Genomic DNA, 22397 nt, shown 5'->3' with positions numbered 1-22397 from the left:
TGAATATAAGGTCATGTCAGGTGATACCTTGTGGAAAATCTCTCAAAAGTTTGGAGTTTCAGTAGGTGATATCAAAACACTTAATTCACTCTTAAGTGATACGATATTTCTTAATGAAATATTAAAGATACCCAATACTTCGAGCCAGTCTTTTCCTTATACTGTACAAGCCGGTGACACGTTATCTAAAATTGCACTGTTGTATGGTACGGATGTTGCGAAAATTAAAAGCATCAATAATCTGACGAGTGATACGATTTTTATCGGACAAACCCTAATCATTGTTGGACAAGCAACAACAACTGCACCACCTTTATCAGAAACAGGAACTTATAAGGTTGTGGCAGGAGACACTTTATGGAAAATTTCTACAAAGATTAATATGTCAATTGATCAATTAAAAAAGATCAACAATCTTCAGACGGATACAATTTTTGTAGGACAGGTATTAAAAACTGAAGTTCCATCTTTACAACCAACCATATCCTACAAGGATTATCAAATCAAATCAGGAGATAATCTTTGGAAAATTTCTATAGAATGGGGCATTCCACAAAGTGAACTCATGCTAGTGAATGGGCTAAATGAAAGTAGCATGCTAACTGTTGGGCAAATCATTAGGATTCCAGTTCACAATATACCTGTAAAAGAAACAATAGGTGCTAGGTATGGTGAGCACTTGGATTGGTGGACTGAAGCACAATATGTTGTTCCAATTAATAAAGTGGTTAAGGTAACAGATTTTGAAACTGGAAAAACTTTTACCGTTAAAAGAACAATCGGAGCGAATCATTCAGACACTGAACCATTAACATATATAGATACAGAAATAGCCAAAAGTATATGGGGAGAGTTTTCTTGGAAGGTCAGGCCTATCATAATTGAAGTAGATGGAAGAAAAATAGCTGCATCTATGTCTTTTATGCCTCATGGTGTTCAATATATTGGTAACAATCAATTTGATGGACATTTTGATATACACTTTTTAAATAGTACAAGACATAATGATGGTCAGATGGATTCATATCATCAAAATGCTATAAAAATAGCAGCAGGTATTACAGGCATATAGACAATATCTAGAAATATTTTTTGCTTTCTATTTCCTTTTAGGTTTGTTATAATAATTGGAATGAAAATAAATGAAAGAAGGTAAATAGAAAATGGAGAATCAATATCCTATAGTTACATTTGAAATGGCAAGTGGTAATAAAATGAAAGCAGAGTTATATCCACAGATAGCACCTAATACAGTAAATAACTTTATATCATTAATAAATAAGGGTTATTATGATGGTCTAATATTTCATAGAGTAATACCTGGTTTTATGATTCAAGGAGGATGTCCTGAGGGTTCAGGTATGGGTAACCCAGGATATTCAATCAAGGGTGAGTTCACTAAGAATGGATTTGCAAATCAACTTAAGCATTCAGAAGGTGTTTTATCTATGGCACGTTCAGGTAATCCTAATTCTGCAGGTTCACAGTTCTTCGTTATGGTAGAAAATTCACCACATTTAGATGGACAATATGCCTCATTTGGTAAGGTAATTGAAGGTATGGATGAAGCAAAACGTATAGTGAATGTAAAAAGAGATCATTCAGATAGACCATTAGAACCGGAAATGATTGTAAAAATGACAGTTGAAACATGGGGAGTAGAATATGGAGAGCCTGAAAAGGCTTAAGAAATGGGAGACCAACGGAAACAATAGAATGTTTCCGTTGGTCTTTTAAATAAATTTATCAATCGTAATAAAATCATAGGAGAGTAAATCTATAAATTTAGAAGACTTTGTTTGAACCATAGGGTGTGAAGGGGATTGAGGATTAATAAAAATAATTTTAGCTTCTTCACCTGTTGATAATAGAACATCATTTCCCAAAAAATTATGTGCAATATTTTCAAGAAAAACATATAAATAATCTGTTTCTAAAACGCCATAGCATTCTTCCTCAAGTACTCTGATCGCTGTAAAAGGATGAAATCTATTATGGTATGGTCGGTCAGAGGTTATAGCATCATAGATATCTACAATTGCAATGATCTTAGCATACATGTGAATCTTTTCCCAGCTTAAATGTAATGGATAGCCAGAACCATTCATCTTTTCATGATGCATTAAAACTGCTTGTTTAATGCCATCGTCAAGAGGAGCATCTGCAATGATTTTATAACCAAGTGTTGTATGTGTTTTTATGTATTCAAACTCATCTGGAGTGAGTTTTCCTTTTTTATTTAAAATTTTTGGATCAATTTGTGTTTTGCCAATATCATGTAGTAGGCCAGCAATTGACAAGTTCATAATGCTATGGTCATCCAAATGTAGCCATTTACCCAAAATAGTTGCAAGGATTGACACATTCATACTATGTGAAAAGGTGGCATCATCCTTAGATTGAATTCGGCATAGATATGAAAAGAGTTGATTGTTGGAAGTCTCATGAATGAATGTGTCAACGATAGATGACAAGCTTTTACTATCAACGCTACCTTTCTGGACCATATTAGAGAATTCTCTTTCTATAGCATTTACGCCAGATAAATATTTAGTTGAAAAATCTTTAAATTCTTTAGTTTGAGAAACTATGACATCTTCTGTTTTTGATTCTTTAAGCGTAACAAATATAGGCTCTAACGGAGTCTCATAAATTGTAATATGAGACATCTGATAAAGCTGTAATTTTAAAATATGGTTTTTGCTTATTACCGTATCCTTAGGCATTAGAAAAATACCTTCTTGGCTAATCACATCTTTTGATGTTTTCATGCCTTCTTGGACTTCTGATACACTGACTTTTGCTTCTGTCATAATTCAACCTCTTTATCTAAGCATATTTTATAAAAAAGTATTTTGAATATTGTTATCTAGCTATTCGTTCAGCATTTGGTTCTGTTCTACCTAGGTATTCCTTTTGTTATTTATCTGTATATTTATTATATACAGCATCAAAGGTTTCATGAGTTTCGATAAAGGCTCTTAGCACAATAGGATCAAAGTGTTTTGGCTCAACTCTACCATCACCATATACAATAATATCATATGCTTGCTGATGAGTAAATAAAGGTTTATAAGATCTTGCACTTCGTAAAGCATCATATATATCAGCTAAGGTTACAATCCTAGCTGCCAAAGGAATTTCTTCTCCAACTTTGCCATCTGGATATCCTGAACCATCAAATTTTTCATGATGTGATCTTGCTATCTGACAAGCTAAGGTTAAATGGCTAGAATCACCTATAATTAATTGACCGAAAACAGTATGCTGTTTCATCTTATCAAATTCTTCTAAAGTGAGCTTGCCGGGCTTTAAAAGAATGGAATCATCAATATATATTTTTCCCACATCATGCATCTGAGCAGCAGTCATCAGTTGATTTGTATATTCATTTCCTAATTGAAGGTTTTCACATAATATTTTGGAAAATAAACTAACTCTTTTAATGTGGTGACCAGTAAGGTCATCTCTACCTTCTGCAGCCCTAGCTATTGCATTCATAGTATATATAAATGCATCTTCTACTTCTTTCATCGACAGTTTCATGTTTTTCATTAAGTCTATTTTTATTGCCAAGGCTTTAATAATATGTGTTTCAAATTGAGATACGGTACCAACATAATCAAAAGCTATTATAATTAAGTTATTGATTCCATAACCAACAATGTTATTGGTTGGAGTTATTACATTTAGTAATTCAGCAGGAAGCAAATCATGTAAATCATCTGCATCTGAATATTCTACTTCATTTAGGCTTTTTATGAAGCCAGTCTTAATGAAGTCATCAAACAATAGCTCGGTTTTTCCGAGGAATGAAAAAGATGTTTTGTGATTCATATCTCCATTTTCTGATAAAAATAAGGTTGCTTGATTCGAAACCAATCCTTTATCTATTAACCAAATACCAGTAGGATGGTTGTCTAAAAATATATTATCTAAATAAATCGATTTAAAATAGAGTGCTATAATTTCATTTTCATACTCTGGCTGAGATTTAATGTAATAATCAAAAGTTGATTTTAATTCTTCATTCATTAAATCAACAGTATCATGTGTTTGATTGAGTTTTGTATAGGGTCTCATAAAATGGATTGCTTGAATTACCAACAGGGGTAAAGCTGTCGTAATATGTTCTAACGGTAAGTATATGCTGTCTTTTATGTAGTGGGCTTTTTCTGTTGCCTCTATAGTACTTAAAATACAAATGGTTGGTATATATTCTACAGCTAAGGTTGATTGAATGGTAAGTAGTGCATTTTCAGTAAAGCTATTAATATCAATTATGATCGTATTTGGTTTAGAGTGATATATTTTTGACATCAAATTATGCCTATTAACAAATAAAACAGATAAGTGTTCCTTGCTAAGTAGCGATTGTATCACTTCCTGTAATTCGCGATTTTCACTTAATAAGAAGATTAGTGCACTCATTATTTCTCCCACTTAATCAGCTTTTGCTGCATTTCAGTTGATTTGGCACTGTAACTGACAGTACCATTGGCGTCTTTTATTTCAACACTAAGCCTTAAAATAGGTTCTAAAATTTCATCAGAGAGCTGATCAATTTCATTGAAATTGAATTGAACCTTTAAAGGGTTAATAAACATTAAACCTCTTATTGCCATACCTAATAGATTATGATCCTTTAGTCCTAAGAACTGATTAAAGGTAATGATAAAAACTCCTTCTATATTTTCAATATCAAAGCCTTGTTGTGTGTTTTGTGCTTCTAAATTTCTTGGGATCACTTCATCATCAGGCGAGGAGAGTAACTCATCAACAATACTTAAAAGTTTTTTTGGATCAATTGGTTTCACTATATAATGACTAGCCCCATTGTTAATAGCACTAAAAACCATTTTTTTTTGATTAACAGCACTGATCATAATTATTTTAGCATCATTACAGAATTTCACAATTTGCTTGACAGCTTCAACACCACTCATAATTGGCATTGATATGTCCATAGTTACAATATCAGGTTTTAATTCTGTATATTGAGATATGGCCTGCCTACCATTGCTTGCTTCACCAATGATAGTATGTCCTCCTTGTGTTAAAATAGCAGCTAAATTTTTTCTCATTACTATGGAATCGTCAACAATTAGAATTCGAGCCATTTTATACCTCCTATGTATGAAAATTTAAGTATTTTTGTAGTTTGTAATCAAGACTATTGTTCGTTGATATCTTGGCACTCAAAATGAAAAGAATCTAACATGAGTAAACTGATTGAAAGGGAGTCATCATATTCCATACTATATATTTGTGATTCGGAATATTTTACATATGCTTCTTTATTTGTAATCAATGCAGGGACGCCAATTGTTAGAAAAATGCCTTCTTGTTCAATATTACCAACAACATTACCTAATATCGTATTAGATATTTCGCCAAGGACATCTTCGATATAGCAGGGCAAATCATCACAATTTATTTGCTCAATCATAAATGCATCCACGAGCATTTTGCCTAATATTTCATCAATGCTGATAATTAAAATTGCATCCATAGCACCTTTAATCGTAATTAAAGAGCTGATTTTCTTTAAATTAATTTGGTCTGTAATTACTAGATGATGATTACCTAAATCAATTTGAAAATCCTTTAGGAAGCATTTTGTTACATTATGAATATGAGTCAACAGATTTTTAGGAGTTGACTTATTTAAGTCTTGTGAAGTGATATTGGGTAACCATATTTTGAATTCTGTACCTAGACCTAAAGTCGATTGTATACTAATAGAACCATTTAAACGCTCGACTGCATTTTTTGCTGCAGCAAGTCCCACACCACGGCCTGAAATGGCTGTCACTGCTTCTTTCGTAGTTAATCCATCAACGAATATCAAGTTTAAAATATCAGACTCAGACATTTTATCGATATCTTTTTGGGTGGTTAACCCTTTATTTAATGCGTTTTCTATTAGATTTAAGGGATTTATACCTTGACCATCATCACGTATGATTATTTCAAAGCCTTCATCTAGTTCTGTAACATGACATTTAATCGAGGCAACCAATGGCTTTGCTGATTCCATTCGCTCATCTTCTGTTTCTATGCCATGATCAACACAATTTCTAAACAAGTGAACTAGAGTTTTGGTAAAATCTTGGTATGCACGTGGATCAACATAGATGTCATCACCCTCAATAGCAAAGGCTTGAATTGATTTGTTTAAACGCTCACTTAATTTAATGGTATAGTCAGGATAAGTTTTCAATATTTCTTTAATTGACTTATAGCGTATGCTTTTTACAATAGGTTGGATTTTTTTGTATTCTGAAGGTGGAAGTAAGGATCTGATTTTACTTTCAATTTCTTCCACTTTTTCTTCATTAATTGAATAAACACCGTCACGATATAAAAATTCATTACCAATATAGTTTTCAATTGTTGTAATATCTTTATCAAGGTTACTCGTTAAGTCATTGTAAGATAAGCTTGTCAGAGCTTGGACTGCTTTTTCATCATACAATATGTTTTCAAGGTCATTTAAATACGAGGTAGTGTTTTCCATATAGTATTGGCTGAAAATCCCTTTATAAGTATGTATTTCTCTAAGAGTTTCCTCGTAATAATTTGTTAAAGCAAATGGAATATCTTTTTTTGAAAAATCTTGATATTCAGTGATCAGTTCAATAAATTCCTCTCTGTTTAGGAGAACTTTTACAATCATTTGTAGATTGTTTCTTTCTTCATCCATTTTCATTTCTAGAATTCTTGTATGCGTAATATCTGTCAGAATGATGAGAACCAATTCATTTTGCAGTTCGTCAATAACGAGTTTATATTCTATATCTAAAATACGATCATTTAAGGTAAGTTCCTCAGGTAGTAAGGATAAAAACAATTGCTTTTGATTTGCATCAGCTAAAAATATTTTTTGGAACAGTTCTTCAATAAAGTCGTCTTGCTGGTTGACGAATAGAGTTTCTGTAATTTTCTTTCCCCCAATGTGTTTTATAACATCAGAAGAGAGCATCCTTTCACATTCGTAGCTATACTCTGGATTGATTCTTTGATCTTTGCCAAAGGTTAAGAAGCCCTGGCCAACATTATTGAGTAGATTTTGCAGTTTCATTGTACGATTAATGTAGGCTGCGTTCATTGACTTTAAGCTATCTCCACGTTCAGCTAAGGTAGTATTCTGCGCTTCAAGCTCATCCTTTTGAGCCGCCAATTCATCTGTTTGCGCTTCTAATTCTTCGTTTTGTGAAGCCAATAAGTCAGTGTATTCATGAATTCTTGACATAATTTTATTAGTGGAGTCTATTAGATTTTTTACTTCTAATACGGGCTTCTTCATTTCTAATTCGTGATCCAAGGCATCCTCTATATTGCCATCTGCTAGCTTGAGCATTTCTATATTTAATTTTACCAAAGGCTTGGTAACAATGTTCGACAAAATAGTTGTTATTATTTTAAGAATAATTGAGTTAATAATCAATAAGAATAACCCAAGCACAAAAATAGCAAAATATAGAAAAACAATGATGAGTGGATTTGGTCTTACACCAACCTTACCAATTACTTGGCCGTTGTCATCAGTGATATCTCTAACAACCTCCTGCGATAAAATGTGAATTAAAAAATGAGTGCTTTGTAGCTTTTCAAGGTTTTCATATTCTTTTTTCGTTATAGAGTCGAAAATAACACGATTGTCTTTCCAAACCTTAAACTCGACGCCATTAACACTTTTCATGTCTATACCAAGGAAGTTGGAAGGTAATAGCTCATCCTTGCCAACCTCTATGGGTTTTCCGTTATCCATATAAAAAAATGTGTTATCTCTTGGATTGATTTCATTTAAATATTGTATGAGCTCCTCAGTAGTATCTTCAGCCATTTCTTTTTTGATTACTTGAGAAAGCTGAATTGCAGAGTAATTAAGAAAGCTACCACCCAAAAATTGAACAACAAACCCAATTGTAACTATCATAAGTAAGCAGGTAAGAAGAACGCTTAAAAAATTAGTGAAGTTCATCATTTTTCTGATTCTTCTTTTTAAGCTACGTTTTCGGCAAATTTTCTCTTCCATACGGCACGTTTCCAAGTTTGTCACCTTTACCTTAGTATTTGCTTTATTATATACTATATTTCGACTAAAATAAAGATGAAATGCTATACATTTTATATCTTTGGAACTAGAGTTTTACTATAACTAGCCGATTTTCTGTAACAATGATATGTTCTGCATAAATATTGGAAAAGCGGCATGTTAGCAGCTAGAATTTTACCATACATGCCGTTTTTCTGTATCTAGTAATAATAGGTAGTTTTATTGAATGTACTATTGGGTAAAATTAGTAAAGGTGATTAACACATAGAGGAGAATGAGAGGATTTTAAGTATTATCTATGAATATGAAAATGATTATCAATAAACCTTGAAATTTGTCCTATTAAATGATAAAATGAAAGAGCTGGGTTAATAGAATCGGCTAAATTGTTCTGACATTTTTTATATTAATGCATTATAGGAGGCAAGCCATGGATGAAAAAAGAATTGTCATTTTAGGTGGTGGTTATGCAGGCACTTTTGCTGGCAAGCTATTACACAAAAAATTCAAGAAAGAAGACAGTGTATCTATTACTTTAATAGATAAGAAGCCGTATCACACTTTAATGACTGAATTACACGAAGTTGCAGGAAGCCGAACAGAAGAAGATTCAGTTAAAGTTGACTTAAAACAAATATTTGCTGGAAGAAAAGTAGATGTAGTTCTTGACGAGATTGTAAAGGTTGATTTCAATAGTAAGGTTATTTCTTCAAAGGATGAATCATATTCATATGATTATTTAATCATTGGAGCTGGTGCTGAGCCATGCTGTTTTGGGATTGAAGGAGTAAAAGAAAACGCTTTTTCACTTTGGTCTTTTGAGGATGCAGTAAAAATTCGAGAACACATACGAGATATGTTTAGATTAGCTTCGAAAGAAAAAAACATAGATAAAAGAAAAGAGTTATTAACTTTTGTTGTTGTTGGAGCTGGCTTTACAGGTGTAGAAATGATTGGTGAGCTTGGAGAATGGAAGCGTCAATTATGTAAGGAATATAATATTGACCTTAATGAGGTTCGCTTGGTAATAATGGATGCACTAGGTAGAATTTTACCAACATTTCCAGAAGGTCTTGCAAATAAAGCTTTAAGGAAATTAAAAAGATTAAAGATTGAAGTATTTCTCAACAGCCCATTGTCTGCTGTTTCTACTAACGGTTTAAAGATCGGTACCGGTGAAGAAATATCAAGCCATACTGTTATTTGGGCAGCGGGAGTTCAAAGTAGTGAGTTTGTAGGAAAATTAGGGGTATCCGTTGGTCCTAGAGGAAGAGCTAAGGTCAATGAATATATGCAATCTGTTGATCACGAGAGTGTCTATTTTATAGGAGATAATTCATATTTTGAAGAAGATGGAAAAAGTGTTCCTCAAATAGTTGAAGCGGCACATCAAACGGCTGAAACAGCTGTTCATAATATTCATGCAGACATTTATGGTAAAGAAAAAGAGGCATTTAAGTCAAACATTAGAGGGTTTATGGTATCGGTTGGATCAAGATATGGGGTTGCTAATTTAGGAGCAAAAAATCCAATGGCACTATCAGGCTGGATTGCAATGTTTGTTAAGCATATGATTAATATGTTATACCTATTCACAATTTCAGGCTTTAATAGAGTTTGGACATATGCTATGCATGAATTCTTTCATATTAAAGGTAGAAGAAGTTTTGTTGGAGGTCATCTGGCAAAAGCATCACCAAACTTTTGGTTGTTTCCACTCAGATTATTCTTAGGGGTAATGTGGTTGATTGAAGGTTTGAATAAAATACCAAGAGTTCTAAAGAATCCAAATGATATATTTTTAATTCCACAACCAGTGGTTGATGGCGCTACTGCTGCGTCAGCAGCTTGGGAAGGTGCAGCAGAAGAAGCTGTTGCAGAGGTAATCGCTTTACCTGTTCCTGAATTTATTGAAAGTATTGTAGCAAAATCGATGGAAATGTTCTTTTATACTCCAGATGGAGGATTTACTACCTTAGCAACTATTTTCCAAACTGGTATGGTTATTGCAGAAATAGTAGTTGGTCTTATGTTGATCGGTGGATTATTTACTGCCTTTGGGTCTGTACTATCAATATTTATGTGTTTAATGATTTGGTCCTCAGGAATGGCTCCAGAAGAGTTGCTATGGTTTGGTATTTCGGCAATAGCGCTTATAGGTGGGTCAGGTAGCACACTCGGTTTAGATTATTATGTACTGCCGTGGTTAAAAGGAAAATGGAAAAAGCTGGGCATTGTTAAAAAGTGGTACTTATATATTGATTAATAATCAGTTATAATTGTTTAGTTCTTGTTGTTTAACAGCAAGAACTAAATTTTATTGTCGATAATATCGATATGCATTAGGAGTCGTAAGTAAATCTAAAAATTAGATAAGGGTGATTAATTTATGTCTTTTTGGCAAGAATACGAGAATATAAACGAAGAACTTAATGAAGTAAGAAATATGATTATTAAAAGTACAAAGAGTAAGTATTTAGGAGAAGTCATGGAACCTATGATTTATTCTTCAGGTAAAATGTTAAGACCTGCCTTTGTTTTGCTAGCAGGCAAGTTTGGACATTATGATGCCAGTAGACTAAAAAAGTTTGCCATGATTATAGAAATACTTCATATGGCAACATTAATTCATGATGATATTATTGATGATGCAGATATGAGAAGAGGACAACCTTCTATTCAAGCAGAAAAGGGTAAAAATGCAGCTGTTTTTATTGGGGACTATTACTTATGCCAATGCTTCTTAATGCTTTCAAGCGATTATGAACAAGAAGACCTTCAACATATTGCAAGGGTAATCAATGCTATTTGTCTAGCTGAGGTGCAACAAAATTTCAATAAAAGAAACAATAACCTTAGTGTTAGGAATTATCTTAAAGTAATTTCTGGAAAGACTGCAGCATTATTTGCTTTAAGCTTTTACATGGGTGCAAAGGTTGGTAATTGTGAATTGAAGCTTTGTCAGGATTTGGGTAGATTGGGGAAATATATAGGGATGGCATTTCAAATAATGGATGATATATTAGATTATTCATCAGATCAATTATCCTTGGGAAAAGAGAACAATAAAGACATTCAACAAGGTTATTATACATTACCTTTAATATACGCATTAAACAATGATAAAAATTCAGAGCTAAAGAATTTGCTGGATAAGGAAGATCTTACGAAGGAAGAATATGCGCTGATTGTAAACATGGTGAATGCCAATGGAGGCATTTCCTATTCCATGGATTTGGCCCAAACATATGTTAATAAGGCCTTCGATATCATTACGCACTTACCAGAAGGCGAGAGTAAGACAGTACTTAAAGATATAACAGATAAGCTTTTAAAGAGAAAATACTAGGGTTAAATGGAGAGAGTTTAAATGAATGTTAGAAGTTTTTTAAAGCTAATTGAACTACCAACCAAAGTTACTTGCTTTACAACTTTATTGGTAGCAACAGTATTTGTTCTGTATAGGGGAGATGATTTTAAGCCAATCAATTTCTTGCTTATGTTTGTTTCTCTAATTGCAATGGATATGGTTACAACTGGTTTAAATAATTATCTCGATTTTAAAAAGGCAAAAACCAAATCAGGTTTTGGCTATGAAGAGCATAATGCTATTGTAAAATATGGTTTAAAGGAAAGTTCTGTTATAGCAACATTGTTCCTACTAAGTGCTATCAGTGGAACCTTTGGTATATTATTGTTTCTAAAGACTGATATCATTGTTTTGTTCATTGGTATGATTGCTTTTGGAATAGGGGTATTGTATACCTTTGGTCTTGTTTCCATATCTAGAACGCCTTTTGGAGAATTGGTTTCTGGGCTTTTCCAAGGCTTTGGAATTATATTTGTTGGTATTTACATACATACCTTTGAACATAGTTGGGTTTTTTTTCAGTTATCAGATGCTATATTTCAGCTTGAGCTAAATATGGCGGAAATTTTATCAGTGTTTTTATATTCAATTCCGGCCACTTTAACGATTGCAAATATTATGTTAGCAAATAACATTTGTGATATAGAGGAAGATTTGCTTAACAGAAGATATACCTTGCCGATTTACATTGGTAAAGAGATGGCTATCAAGTTATTTGCATCATTATACTATTTAAGTTATGTTGCAATTATTTTAATGGTTATTCTTAAGATAACACCATTGGTAACGTTATTTGTATTATTAACATCAATTATAGTTCAAAAGAACATCGGAATATTTCGAAAACAGCAGACGAAGAAAGATACCTTCTCACTGGCTATAATGAATTTTATATTGATTAATGGTGCACTTCTAATTACAGTTTTGGTTGGAGTATTGTTGAAAAAGTTTGTTTAACTGCTATTCCAATGATTTTGAAAGATGATAGACAATAAAAAAGGCGTTCAATTTAATTGAACGCCTTTTATGTTTACTAGGAAAGTTTTCATAAGCAATTGGAAAAGCGGCAGGAAGGTAACGAGAATTTTAACTCGTCGCAGCCGATTTTCTTGAATGTAAAATTTATTTATTGAAGGCTTCTTCAATTGCAACAGCTACAGCTACTGAAGCACCAACCATAGGGTTGTTACCCATACCGATTAATCCCATCATTTCCACATGAGCAGGTACTGATGAAGAACCAGCAAATTGAGCATCTGAATGCATTCTTCCCATTGTATCTGTCATACCATAAGAAGCAGGGCCAGCACCCATATTATCTGGGTGAAGTGTTCTTCCAGTACCACCACCTGATGCAACTGAGAAGAATTTCTTACCTTGTTCTAGACATTCTTTTTTGTATGTACCAGCAACTGGATGTTGGAAACGAGTAGGGTTAGTGGAGTTTCCTGTAATAGAAACATCTACCTTTTCATTATGCATGATCGCTACACCCTCACGAACATCGTCTGAACCATAACATCTAACAGCAGCTTTTTCACCTTTTGAGAAAGGAATTTCTTTAACAATTTTCAATTCGCTTGTAAAGTAATCAAACTCAGTTTCAACGAATGTAAAACCGTTGATTCTAGAGATGATGTAAGCAGCATCCTTGCCAAGACCGTTTAAGATAACGCGAAGGGGTGCTTTTCTTACTCTATTAGCTGATCTAGCAATTCCAATTGCGCCTTCAGCAGCTGCAAAAGATTCATGACCTGCTAAAAATGCAAAACAATTTGTTTCTTCTCTAAGTAGCATAGCAGCAAGATTACCATGACCGATACCTACTAATCTTTGATCTGCAACAGAACCAGGAATACAGAAAGCTTGAAGACCTTCTCCAAGTGCTACTGCAGCGTCAGCTGCTTTTGTACAGCCTTTCTTAATTGCAATAGCTGCACCAACTGTGTACGCCCAAAGAGCGTTTTCAAAACAAATTGGTTGGATAGATTTTACAAGTGCATGTACATCTATACCTTTGTCTTTACAGATAGCTTCAGCATCTTCAAGACTTTTAATGCCATAGCTTTCTAAAACAGGAATGATTTTATCTATTCTTCTTTCATAACTTTCAAATAATGCCATTTTTTCGTCCTCCTTATTTTTTAATTGTTATTCATGTCGTGGATCTATGTATTTAGCAGCATCATCATATCTACCGTATTGGCTAGTTGCTTTTAGTAATGCTTCATCAGCAGTTTTTCCTGCCTTAACCATATCCATCATTTTGCCAAGGTGAACGAATTTATATCCAATAACTTCGTCATTTTCGTCTAATCCCATGCTAAGAACATAACCTTCAGCCATTTCTAAGTAACGAGTTCCTTTTGCTTTTGTACCATACATTGTTCCAACTTGACTTCTTAAACCTTTTCCTAAATCTTCAAGGCCAGCACCTATTGGAAGACCACCTTCGGAGAAAGCAGTTTGTGTTCTACCATATACGATTTGTAAAAATAATTCTCTCATAGATGTGTTAATTGCATCACAAACTAAATCTGTGTTTAATGCTTCTAATAAAGTTTTACCTGGTAGTAATTCGGATGCCATAGCAGCAGAATGCGTCATACCTGAGCAACCAATTGTTTCAATAAGAGCTTCCTCTATAATGCCGTCCTTAACGTTTAAAGTTAATTTACAAGCACCTTGTTGAGGAGCACACCAGCCTATACCATGTGTTAAACCAGCAATATCTTTGATCTCGTATGCTTTAACCCATTTTCCCTCTTCTGGAATTGGAGCAGGGCCGTGTTTTGCGCCTTTAGCGACAACACACATATTTTGAACTTCATGTGAATAAATCATTTTGGATCTCCTTCCATAAATTAAAGTTTGCAATACATTATGTATTAGTAAAACCAGTATCCATTGTAAATTAATGTTTGATTGTAAAAACATAGTGATTACTTTGGAAAACAGATTTTTACCTGTCAAATTACATGCATTACTATTGTACCAAATTTTGAGGGAAAATTCAAAAGAAATTTAAATTAAATTGATAAAAAGTTATCATGGTCTTTGAATAAAAAATTGAACTACCTCTTTAATATTTATGAATAATATGTTAAAATAATATGAACAGTAACTGAGAGTATATATTAAAAAAGGAAAAGGAGATTTATTATGGCAAACAAATTAGATCCAATTGGTCAATCTTCACTAGGAATGGGAGAAAATGTAGCTGCATTACTAGCAATTATATTTAGCCCAATTTCATCAATTGTTATTTTGGTATTGGAAAAAGATAGTAAATTCGTCAAATTTCATGCGATCCAAGCAATTGCATTATCAGTAGTCATAATTGTTTTAAACATTGTTTTAGGATTTATTCCAATACTTGGGTGGATTGTATTGTTTTTCGTAAATCTAGGCGCATTTGTGTTATGGATTATTGTATTAATTAAAGCATACCAAGGTGAATGGTTTGAAATTCCATTAGTAGGTAAATTTTCAATGGAACAAGTTAATAAACAGTAGAAAACGATAACAACTATTTAATGAGCTATCAATTGTGGTAGCTCTATTATTTTTTGCTAGGAAAGTTCAATAATTGGAAAAGCGGCAGGAAGGTAACGAGAATTATAACTCGGCGTAGCCGATTTTCTTGTTGATAAGGAAAGTTCTGCATAAGCAATTGGAAAAGCGGCAGAAGGTAACGAGAATTTTAACTCAGCGTAGCCGATTTTCTTGTGGTAAGAGAATTCGGTTTTTTGACATTTTTCTAAATTTGATTGACTCAAAAAAGAAAAACGTATATACTCTAATAATACCATTTTTATCATCTATAATTATGATGAAGAAGTAATTTTCTTATCACAATGTTGATAGCAATAAGAAAGGAGCGATATATATGGAAACTATCATTAAACGTATTTCGACACGAAATTATCTAGATGAAGAACTTGATCAACATGAACAAGAGCTTGTAAAAAATATAATCGACCTTGAAAATAGTGCGATTTTTGGTCATACCTTTGAAGTTAAACTAGTTGATCAAAAATTTATGAAAAAAAACAAAGTCAAAAGGATAGGAACATATGGCGTTATTACGGGCAAACCAAATTACATGTTTGCTGGAATAGAAAATGACAATCAAAGTTTGATTGATTATGGTTTTGTTCTTGAAAAAATGGTTTTAGATTTAACAGAGAAAGATTTGCAAACCTGTTGGCTTGGAGGTTCTTTTAGTAGAAGAACATTATTTAAACTATATAAGCTTTCAAACGAACTATTTATACCAGCAGTTGTAGCTATTGGAAAGAAAAGCGAGAAGAAGAGCTTTGTACAAAATCTTATGGGATCAAATTATCACAATAGAATGCGCTTTGAAGAAATTTATTATGATAACAAACCATATGCTCCTCTAAATGCCCTGACGGCAGGTGAATATTTCGAACCCTTAGAAGCTATGAGAATGGCACCTTCTGCAATGAATGGACAACCATGGAGAGCGGTTCTAGAAGGGGACAAGCTTCACTTTTATTGTGAAACAACAAATATGATAAAAATGAAATATGTAGATATGGGAATCGGATTTTCGCATTTTGATAGACTATGTACTCAAAAAAACATTGAAGGAAGATGGCAACTTTTAGACATTCCATCAACTTCTAAACTTCAATATATAATTAGTTATGTTAAATAGATCATCAAATACCAAATTGAATATCAAAAAGGATGTTTCAAAATAGATTTTATCTACTTTAAGACATCCTTTTTTAGTTCATTAATACCATATGTGGACACATTTATCCCCAAACTTGCGATAAAGAGGTTTTAAGCGGTAAATTAAGCGATTTTCAGCTAGGCAATTTCAAATTTAAAGTGAACTTTTTAAAGATGTTTCACCCATTAACTTTTTATCAACAGACTGAGCAAGTTTTCTGCCTTCAGCAATAGCATGAACTACCAATGACTGTCCACGTCTCATATCACCTGCACAAAAAACATTATCAATCTTTGTAGCAAATTGACTATCAGTTTTAACATTTCCTCGTTGATCATATTCAACGCCTAAAGAATTAAGCATACCTTCATGCTCAGGATGCAGAAAGCCCATTGCAAATAGTACCAAATCTGCATCTAAAGAAAACTCACTACCAGGGATTTCTTTCATCTGAGGAAATCCTCCGCCTTCAGGTGTTGTCCATTCAAGTTTGATGCAGTTTAATTTAGTAACTCTTCCGTTCTTTCCTTCAAAGGATTTAGTTCCAATAGAATAATTTCTAATATCTCTACCTAGAACGGCTTCTGCTTCAATATGAGAACTAGATGCTTTATGAAGTCTTGGAAATACTGGCCATGGTTGCGTTGCGTCTCTTTCTGTTGGTGGGATAGGGAGCAGCTCAAGTTGAGTGACATCTATCGCTCCTTGACGTAGTGAAGTACCAACACAATCGGAACCAGTATCGCCACCACCTATTACAATCACCTTTTTGCCATTTGCGTCTATAGATTGATTAGAAGGTATTTCTATGGATGCAACACGTTTATTTGATTGTGGTAAGAAATCCATGGCAAAATGAATTCCTCTAAGTCCTCGACCTGATATTGTCAAGTCTCTTGGTTCTGTTGAGCCACCAGTTAAGCAAATTACATCAAATTCTTTCTGTAAATCAGCAACTGGTATATCTATTCCAATATTTGTAGAAGTTATGAAAATGACACCTTCAGCCTTCATTTGTTTAATACGTCTATCGATAAAATTCTTTGGTAACTTGTAATCAGGTATTCCATATCGCATACAACCACCTATAGCATCTGCTCTTTCGAAAACAGTAACGTGGTGACCAACACGTGCAAGCTGTTGCGCAGCTGCAAGTCCGGCTGGTCCAGAACCTACTATAGCAACTTTTTTACCAGTTTTGATTGCGGGAGGTTGAGGTTTAATCCAACCATGTTCCCAGCCCATTTCTGCAATTGCGAGTTCGATTTGCTCAATTGTCACAGGGGGATTTATGATACCTAGGACACAACCACTTTCACATGGAGCAGGACAAATCTTGCCTGTAAATTCAGGAAAATTATTTGTAACGTGTAGAATTTGCAATGCTTTTTTCCAATGTCCGTTAAAAACTAAGTCATTAAAATCAGGAATTAAATTTCCTAGGGGACAACTATAATTACAAAAAGGAACACCACAATCCATACACCTAGAGCTTTGTACCTGAACTTCTTCAGGGGTTAAGGGAATATAGATATCTTCATAATTATTTATTCTTTCATCAGCAGGTTTATAGCTGCCAATCTTTCTATCAAACTCTTTAAATCCAGTAATCTTTCCCATCTCTACACCTCCTAATTTTCTGCAGCAAGGTTGGCTGCTGATTTATTTGCTAAGATTTTTTTGTAAGCTGGGGAAATTACTTTAACAAATTTCGGAATATAAGCTTCGAAGTTATCAAGTACTTCTTTCGCCTTTTTACTATTGGTATATTTTAGATGATTTTCAATTAAGGTTTTCACTTTAAGAATATCTTCATCGCTATGTAGAGCCTCTAATATAACAATTTGCTTATTACAACGTTTTTCCTTAAAGTCTCCAATTTCATCTAGGACAAATGCCATACCACCACTCATACCTGCTGCGAAGTTTCTGCCGGTATTACCAAGGATAACAGCAACTCCGCCAGTCATATATTCACATCCATGATCACCAACGCCTTCTACTACAGCATCAACACCAGAGTTTCTTACAGCAAAACGTTCTCCTGCAATACCATTGATATAAATTTCACCACAGATTGCTCCATAGAGTAGAGTATTACCTACAATGATATTATCTTTTGCTACAAACTTTGAATCAGTTGGTGGATAAACAATAAGTCTACCTCCAGACAGTCCTTTACCTAAGTAATCATTACAGTCGCCTTCAAGTTCAAGCGTCATTCCTTTTGTTGCAAAGGCACCAAAGCTTTGTCCTGCTGAACCTTTGAATTTATAATGAATAGTGTCATCAGGTAAATATTCACCTTTTGTAACACGTGCAATTTCACCCGCAAGCATAGTGCCTACAGTACGATTGATATTTCTAATTGAATACTCATTCTTGACAGGAGTACCGTTTTCTAATGCGGCTTTTGCATCAACAATAAGCTGTCTATCTAATATATCACTTATATTATGGTCTTGTTCCTTTACGCATCTTGGTTGAATTCTAGATGGTAATTCTGGTCTGTAAAGAATTGCATTGAAGTCAATATTATTGGATTTCCAATCAAGGATTTCTTCATTTGGCTCAAGCATATCTACACGTCCAACCATTTCATCTACGGTTTTAAAGCCTAATTGAGCCATATATTCACGAAGTTCAGATGCAATAAAGGTGAAGTAATTAATAAGATGTTCTGGTTCACCTTTGAAATTCTTGCGAAGTTCTGGATCTTGTGTTGCAACACCAACTGGACATGTGTTATTTTGACATTTTCTCATCATGATACAACCACAAACAATAAGAGCAGCAGTAGCAAAACCATATTCCTCTGCACCAAGGAGGGCGGCAATAGCTACATCACGTCCTGTTTTTAATTGTCCATCAGTTTGAACAACAATTCTACTTCGCAAATCGTTCATAAGTAAGGTTTGTTGCGTTTCAGCAAGACCTAATTCCCATGGAAGACCAACATATTTGATTGAGCTTACTGGAGCCGCGCCTGTTCCCCCGTCATGACCAGAAATCAATACAACGTCTGCATGAGCTTTAGCTACACCTGCAGCAACGGTACCAACACCAACTTCGGATACTAATTTAACGTTAATTCTTGCTTTTTCATTTACATTCTTAAGGTCAAAGATTAATTGTGCTAAATCCTCGATTGAATAAATATCATGATGTGGTGGGGGAGATATTAAATCAATACCAGGTGTTGAATTACGTACTTTTGCAATATCAACGGATACCTTATCACCAGGTAGATGTCCACCTTCACCAGGTTTTGCTCCTTGAGCCATTTTTATTTGAAGCTCTGTACAATTTACAAGATATTCAGTGTTAACACCAAAACGTCCTGAAGCTACTTGCTTAATTGAGCTACGAAGAGAAGAATCATATAAACGTTCTTTTGATTCGCCACCTTCACCAGAGTTTGATTTAGCACCAATTGCGTTCATCGCTTTTGCTAGCGTTTGATGTACTTCAGCACTTAAAGACCCAAAGGACATGGCTCCAGTTGCAAAACGTTTTAAGATATTTTCTAAAGGTTCAACCTCATCAATTGAAATGGATTTTCCTGCTTTGAACTTCAATAAGCCTCTGATCGTATTTAATCTCTTGCTCTGATCATTAATAAGCGCAGAATATTCTTTGAATTGGCTGTAATTATTTGTTCTACAAGATTGTTGTAGTTTTGTAATCGTCTCTGGATTAAATAAATGTTCTTCGCCATTCTTTCTCCATTGATGACTACTACCTTCATCAAGACCAGTGTAAGGGTTTCTTAAGGTATTAAAGGCTTTGGAATGTCGTGTTGAAACTTCTTTAGCAATTACATCTAGGCCAATACCTTCAATTCTTGAAGGTGTACCAATAAAGTATTTATTGATTACCTTGCTATTAATACCAACTGCTTCAAAAATCTGAGCACCATGATAACTTTGAAGGGTACCAATTCCCATTTTAGAGAAGGTTTTAAGCAAACCATCACCTAAAGCTTTTTGGTAGTTGATATAAGCTTTTTCATGAGTAAGTCCATCTATATTAATGTACAAACCTTTGTCCATTAATTGTGCAATACTATCAAATGCTATATAAGGGTTAATGGCATCAGCACCATATCCAATCAATAATGCCATATGCATAACATCTCTTGCATCACCTGTTTCAATAATTAAATCAACATTCATACGTAATTTTTGTTGAATTAAATGGTGATGTACAGATGCTGCAGCTAATAAACTTGGTATTGGAGCATGATACTTATCTACATTTCTATCAGATAAAATAATTAAATTGTAACCTTCCTTGATATTATCTACTACATTATTGTTGATTTCTTCAAGTGCTTCTTCTAAACCTTGGCCGCCTTTAACAACGGGGAAGACCGTAGGTATTTTGATAGATCTAAAATCCTTATGATTAATATGGACAATCTTTTCAAAGGAAGCATTGTCTAAAATGGGTTGTTTAAGTTCAATGAAATTAACATTATTATCTTCTGCTAAAGGTGATAATAAGTTACCGCGATCGCCTAAAAACTGGATTAAAGACATTACAAGTCTTTCTCTAATTGGATCAATAGGCGGATTTGTTACTTGTGCAAATAATTGTTTAAAGTAATTAAAGAGAAGCTGAGGTTCCTTTGATAAAACAGCTAAGGAAGCATCATTTCCCATTGAGCCAATCATTTCTTTTCCTGTAGCAGCCATCGGAGCCAACACTTTTTTTAACTCTTCTTCTGAGTAAGAATATATTTTTTGCAACTGTAGTAATCTATCGCTACCTAACGGCGTTATTTTATGTGGTACTTCAAGTTCATCTAGTACTATTTTGTTGTTTTCAATCCATTCTTTATAAGGTTTTTCACTAGCTAAGGTCTGTTTGATTTCTTCATCAGAAATAATACGACCTTCATTTGTATCAATTAAAAACATGCGTCCAGGTTGAAGACGACCTTTTTTAATGATGGTTTTATTATCAAAGGTAAGTGTACCTGTTTCAGACGCCATAACTACCAAATCGTCGTCTGTAATTAAGTATCTAGCAGGACGAAGTCCATTTCTATCAAGAGTAGCACCAATTTGAACGCCATCAGTAAAGGCAATTGCTGCAGGACCATCCCAAGGCTCCATCAAGCCAGCATGGTATTCGTAGAATCCTTTTTTATCCTCATCCATTGAAGCATATTCTTGCCAAGCTTCAGGGATCAGCATACATACAGCATGAGCTAAAGATTTACCGCTAGCAACTAATAGTTCAAGTGCATTATCTAAATTAGCTGAATCTGATCCAGATGGTTCGATAATAGGAAAGAGTTTCTTAATGTCACTGCCGAGAGCATCTGATTTTAAAATACCTTCACGTGCATTCATCCAGTTAACATTACCACGTAAAGTATTGATTTCACCGTTATGTGCTAAAAATCTAAATGGTTGGGCACGATCCCAAGATGGAAAAGTATTTGTACTATATCGTTGATGCACCAAAGCAATCGCACTTGTCATTGATTCGTCTTGTAAATCTGGAAAGAAATCAGGTATTTGATGAGCCAGTAGCTGACCTTTATATATCATTACCTTGCTGGACATGCTACAAACATAAAATGATTCAGTGTAAGTATGTTTTGCTTGTCGAACAGCGTTTTCAATTTGTTTTCTAACAACATATAATTTGCGTTCAAAGGCTTCCGTTGAGAATTCGCCTTTTTCTATAAATAATTGATGTATCATTGGCCTTGTTCCACTTGCAGTCAAACCACATGCTGCTTCACTGATAGGCACATTTCTCCAACCAATTAATTTGAGTTCTTCCTTAATTAATGCTTTCTCACATATTCCCTCACAGTAATATCTCGCATTTGGTTCTTGTGGTAAAAATAACATTCCAACAGCGTATTCGCCTTCGTTAGGGAGGGAGAAACCAATTTTTTCAGTTTCCTTTAATAAAAAATTATGAGGTATTTGAATTAAAATACCAGCTCCATCACCAGTATTAGCGTCAGCGCCCACTGCACCTCTATGCGTTAAATTTACGAGTACTTCTAATCCTTGTTTAACAATATTATGAGATTTTTCGCCTTTAATATGAGCAACAAATCCAACTCCACAACTATCTTTTTCAAGCTGAGGATCATATAGACCTTGTTTAGGGGGTAAACCATAAGAATGCTTCATCAGCCACTGCCTCCTTTAGTAGTATTCCAAATATCTTTTTTGCGTCCTTGTATTATAACACAAAGCCTAAGCTAATACAAGAAAATGAAGGATGGAAAT

At 34.0% G+C, this 22397-nt stretch carries 15 protein-coding genes; 7 read left to right on the top strand and 8 right to left on the bottom strand.

The window, feature by feature from the left end; genetic code table 11:
• Nucleotides 1-127 precede the first annotated feature (127 nt).
• Together CVU84_15630 and CVU84_15625 are read left to right on the top strand one after the other, a co-directional pair.
• A complete protein-coding gene (locus tag CVU84_15630) occupies nucleotides 128-1072 on the top strand; it encodes a glycosyl hydrolase (GenBank protein ID PKM93482.1) in 945 nt (314 codons plus the stop codon).
• Nucleotides 1073-1163: 91 nt separating this feature from the next.
• The gene (locus CVU84_15625) at nucleotides 1164-1688 is read left to right on the top strand and encodes a peptidylprolyl isomerase (GenBank protein PKM93416.1); all 525 of its coding nucleotides are present in this window, start codon (nucleotides 1164-1166) and stop codon (nucleotides 1686-1688) included.
• A 45-nt stretch (nucleotides 1689-1733) separates the two neighbouring features.
• Here the strand turns inward: CVU84_15625 and CVU84_15620 are convergent, their stop codons facing one another.
• The 4 genes from CVU84_15620 to CVU84_15605 form a co-directional block, all read right to left on the bottom strand.
• On the bottom strand, nucleotides 1734-2813 hold the full coding sequence (locus CVU84_15620) for a hypothetical protein (GenBank protein ID PKM93415.1): 1080 nt from the start codon (nucleotides 2811-2813) through the stop codon (nucleotides 1734-1736).
• 106 nt (nucleotides 2814-2919) lie between these two features.
• Nucleotides 2920-4431 (bottom strand): hypothetical protein, encoded by a 1512-nt coding sequence (locus CVU84_15615; GenBank protein PKM93414.1) that lies wholly within the window; start codon nucleotides 4429-4431, stop codon nucleotides 2920-2922.
• A complete protein-coding gene (locus CVU84_15610) occupies nucleotides 4431-5120 on the bottom strand; it encodes a hypothetical protein (GenBank protein PKM93413.1) in 690 nt (229 codons plus the stop codon). The genes CVU84_15615 and CVU84_15610 overlap by 1 nt, the downstream gene beginning before the upstream one ends.
• A 53-nt stretch (nucleotides 5121-5173) precedes the next feature.
• Entirely contained in the window at nucleotides 5174-8041 is a 2868-nt protein-coding gene (locus CVU84_15605; GenBank protein PKM93412.1) for a hypothetical protein, read from the bottom strand.
• 451 nt (nucleotides 8042-8492) lie between these two features.
• On the opposite strand from CVU84_15605, the gene CVU84_15600 reads away from it, so the two are divergent.
• From CVU84_15600 to CVU84_15590, 3 genes are all read left to right on the top strand, one after another.
• Nucleotides 8493-10328 (top strand): 6-phosphogluconate dehydrogenase, encoded by a 1836-nt coding sequence (locus tag CVU84_15600; GenBank protein ID PKM93411.1) that lies wholly within the window; start codon nucleotides 8493-8495, stop codon nucleotides 10326-10328.
• 123 nt (nucleotides 10329-10451) lie between these two features.
• Complete coding sequence (locus tag CVU84_15595; protein ID PKM93410.1) at nucleotides 10452-11411, top strand: heptaprenyl diphosphate synthase; 960 nt, start codon at nucleotides 10452-10454, stop codon at nucleotides 11409-11411.
• A 21-nt stretch (nucleotides 11412-11432) separates the two neighbouring features.
• Nucleotides 11433-12389 (top strand): 1,4-dihydroxy-2-naphthoate polyprenyltransferase, encoded by a 957-nt coding sequence (locus CVU84_15590; protein ID PKM93409.1) that lies wholly within the window; start codon nucleotides 11433-11435, stop codon nucleotides 12387-12389.
• 165 nt (nucleotides 12390-12554) lie between these two features.
• On the opposite strand, the gene CVU84_15585 is transcribed toward CVU84_15590, so the two are convergent.
• Both CVU84_15585 and CVU84_15580 read right to left on the bottom strand, forming a co-directional pair.
• Nucleotides 12555-13556 (bottom strand): GGGtGRT protein, encoded by a 1002-nt coding sequence (locus CVU84_15585; GenBank protein ID PKM93408.1) that lies wholly within the window; start codon nucleotides 13554-13556, stop codon nucleotides 12555-12557.
• A 27-nt stretch (nucleotides 13557-13583) separates the two neighbouring features.
• Nucleotides 13584-14276, bottom strand: coding sequence for a hypothetical protein (locus tag CVU84_15580; protein ID PKM93407.1), 693 nt, complete (start codon nucleotides 14274-14276; stop codon nucleotides 13584-13586).
• 318 nt (nucleotides 14277-14594) lie between these two features.
• Here CVU84_15580 and CVU84_15575 point away from each other — a divergent pair, with 318 nt between their 5' ends.
• Nucleotides 14595-14948, top strand: a complete 354-nt coding sequence (locus CVU84_15575) for a hypothetical protein (protein ID PKM93406.1) — start codon at nucleotides 14595-14597, stop codon at nucleotides 14946-14948.
• A gap of 373 nt (nucleotides 14949-15321) precedes the next feature.
• On the top strand, nucleotides 15322-16116 hold the full coding sequence (locus CVU84_15570; protein PKM93405.1) for a hypothetical protein: 795 nt from the start codon (nucleotides 15322-15324) through the stop codon (nucleotides 16114-16116).
• A 174-nt stretch (nucleotides 16117-16290) separates the two neighbouring features.
• Here the strand turns inward: CVU84_15570 and gltD are convergent, their stop codons facing one another.
• Together gltD and CVU84_15560 are read right to left on the bottom strand one after the other, a co-directional pair.
• Complete coding sequence (gltD, locus tag CVU84_15565; GenBank protein ID PKM93404.1) at nucleotides 16291-17757, bottom strand: glutamate synthase; 1467 nt, start codon at nucleotides 17755-17757, stop codon at nucleotides 16291-16293.
• An 11-nt stretch (nucleotides 17758-17768) separates the two neighbouring features.
• Entirely contained in the window at nucleotides 17769-22298 is a 4530-nt protein-coding gene (locus CVU84_15560) for a glutamate synthase large subunit (protein PKM93403.1), read from the bottom strand.
• Nucleotides 22299-22397: the final 99 nt, after the last annotated feature.

It is taken from the genome of Firmicutes bacterium HGW-Firmicutes-1 (assembly GCA_002841625.1).
Classification (GTDB): Bacteria; Bacillota; Clostridia; order Lachnospirales; family Vallitaleaceae; genus HGW-1.
Note: the sequence above shows the minus strand (reverse complement) of the source record. Positions and strands in the feature narration are given on the sequence as shown.

What these genes read in the sequence shown, in the direction of transcription:
- CVU84_15625 (PKM93416.1), top strand. Translation starts at nt 1,164, where the DNA reads ATGGAGAATCAATATCCTATAGTTACATTTGAAATGGCAAGTGGTAAT.
- CVU84_15620 (PKM93415.1), bottom strand. Translation starts at nt 2,813, where the DNA reads ATGACAGAAGCAAAAGTCAGTGTATCAGAAGTCCAAGAAGGCATGAAA.
- CVU84_15615 (PKM93414.1), bottom strand. Translation starts at nt 4,431, where the DNA reads ATGAGTGCACTAATCTTCTTATTAAGTGAAAATCGCGAATTACAGGAA.
- CVU84_15610 (PKM93413.1), bottom strand. Translation starts at nt 5,120, where the DNA reads ATGGCTCGAATTCTAATTGTTGACGATTCCATAGTAATGAGAAAAAAT.
- CVU84_15605 (PKM93412.1), bottom strand. Translation starts at nt 8,041, where the DNA reads ATGGAAGAGAAAATTTGCCGAAAACGTAGCTTAAAAAGAAGAATCAGA.
- CVU84_15600 (PKM93411.1), top strand. Translation starts at nt 8,493, where the DNA reads ATGGATGAAAAAAGAATTGTCATTTTAGGTGGTGGTTATGCAGGCACT.
- CVU84_15595 (PKM93410.1), top strand. Translation starts at nt 10,452, where the DNA reads ATGTCTTTTTGGCAAGAATACGAGAATATAAACGAAGAACTTAATGAA.
- CVU84_15590 (PKM93409.1), top strand. Translation starts at nt 11,433, where the DNA reads ATGAATGTTAGAAGTTTTTTAAAGCTAATTGAACTACCAACCAAAGTT.
- CVU84_15585 (PKM93408.1), bottom strand. Translation starts at nt 13,556, where the DNA reads ATGGCATTATTTGAAAGTTATGAAAGAAGAATAGATAAAATCATTCCT.
- CVU84_15580 (PKM93407.1), bottom strand. Translation starts at nt 14,276, where the DNA reads ATGATTTATTCACATGAAGTTCAAAATATGTGTGTTGTCGCTAAAGGC.
- CVU84_15575 (PKM93406.1), top strand. Translation starts at nt 14,595, where the DNA reads ATGGCAAACAAATTAGATCCAATTGGTCAATCTTCACTAGGAATGGGA.
- CVU84_15570 (PKM93405.1), top strand. Translation starts at nt 15,322, where the DNA reads ATGGAAACTATCATTAAACGTATTTCGACACGAAATTATCTAGATGAA.
- gltD (PKM93404.1), bottom strand. Translation starts at nt 17,757, where the DNA reads ATGGGAAAGATTACTGGATTTAAAGAGTTTGATAGAAAGATTGGCAGC.
- CVU84_15560 (PKM93403.1), bottom strand. Translation starts at nt 22,298, where the DNA reads ATGAAGCATTCTTATGGTTTACCCCCTAAACAAGGTCTATATGATCCT.